The organism is Mycobacterium arosiense ATCC BAA-1401 = DSM 45069 (genome assembly GCF_002086125.1).
Classification (GTDB): domain Bacteria; phylum Actinomycetota; class Actinomycetes; order Mycobacteriales; family Mycobacteriaceae; genus Mycobacterium; species Mycobacterium arosiense.
Genome location: NZ_MVHG01000199.1, coordinates 1 through 1,409 on the forward strand (window position 1 = coordinate 1; position 1,409 = coordinate 1,409).

General features: G+C 72.1%; 1 protein-coding gene. It reads right to left on the reverse strand.

What is annotated here, in order from left to right; all coding sequences use genetic code 11:
• Positions 1–1,409: HNH endonuclease signature motif containing protein (locus tag BST14_RS28055; RefSeq protein ID WP_083067485.1), on the reverse strand; the 1,409-nt coding region annotated here is incomplete at its 3' end.

The following is a 1,409-nucleotide window of genomic DNA, read 5'->3' on the forward strand; positions in this document are numbered from 1 at the left end:
CGGTTGTGCCGGCGTTCGGTGGCGATGCGCGCGGCGCGGTCTTGGGCGCGGGTGCGGCGGCGGGTGGGCATCATCGCGGTGCGGTCGGCGCAGTAGTCGGGCGCTATGTCGGCTTCGGCGGCCGGGATGGCGCCGACACCTCGGCACAGGCTGGGGAACAGCAGCGCGCTGCCCGGGGTGGTGACATGGGTGCGCCCGGCCGGGGAGGTCAGGATCAGGGTGCCGTCGGGCAGCTGCTGTTCGCGCCAGCCCCAAAACGTCTTCACCAAATGATGGGCGCGGCAATAGCATTTGAGGTTCGACGCGTGCGTCGGGCCACCTCGAGCGTAGGGGATCGTATGGTCGACATCGCAGTTCACGGCGGGCTGATCGCAGCCGGGCCACCGACACGTCAAGTCCCGACAGCGCACGAAATCGGCCAGCGCCTTCGACGGCACATACCCCGGCTCGGGCGCCGCCTCGCCCGGATGGATCAACGGCACCAGCTTGGCCGAGGCGGCCAACTCAGCGACCAGCTCCGGCGGGATCAAACCTTCGGCACCCAGCTCGACCCCCGGCGCCTGCCCGCCACGCACCGCGGCCTGCTCGGCGATCACGTGGATCACCACCGGCCCCGCGGGCCGCTGACCGGCCGCGCAATCGACCCGCCCACACCGGCACCCCAACCGGTCCGCCCCGGCCGCCAGCGCCCCCAGCGCATCGGCGCGGCGCTGCTCGCGGCTGCGCGGATCGTGCACACACACCGTGGCCGCCAACGCGTTCAACCGCTGATCCAGCGCATGGGCGTCCGGGGCCAGCAAGGTGCCCTCCAGATGGGCCAACCCCTCCCCCATGTCAGCGACCCACACGTCGCGCCCGGCCGCGCGCTGCGTGCGGCGCCGCACCGCGTCCGCGTCGGCGCGCGCCACCACCTTGTCCACCTGCGCGGCCAGCCGGCCGCGCGTCATCGACGGCCAACGCGCCACGATGGCCGCCAGCTGAGCATCCACCGCCGCCAACACCTGCGGGTCGGTGATCAAATCCGTGCGAAACACCACGGTGGCGAACAGCCGAAAGTCGATATCACCGGCCGCAAAAACCGCACCCACCTTCGGCAGCCGCTCGCGCATCGCGCGGGCATAGCGCACCTTGCTAGCGGCCAGACCCCGACCGATCCGCAACTCCGCGGCCACCTCGGCACTGACCGCCGCCTCGGTGTCCACCGCCCACTCCTCGGTCTCCGAACACCGCGACAGCCGATAGCCGAACAACTCCCCGATGGCCACCAACTGCGCGGCCGCCGCCCGATTCTCCGCCCGCGCGGCGCCCCCGATCCGGCCCAGCAGGCCCGCCGACACCGGCGTCACCGACGGGTAATGGCGCTCCACGAGCTCATCGAAGTAAGCGATCACCTCCGGCGGCGACCCCAT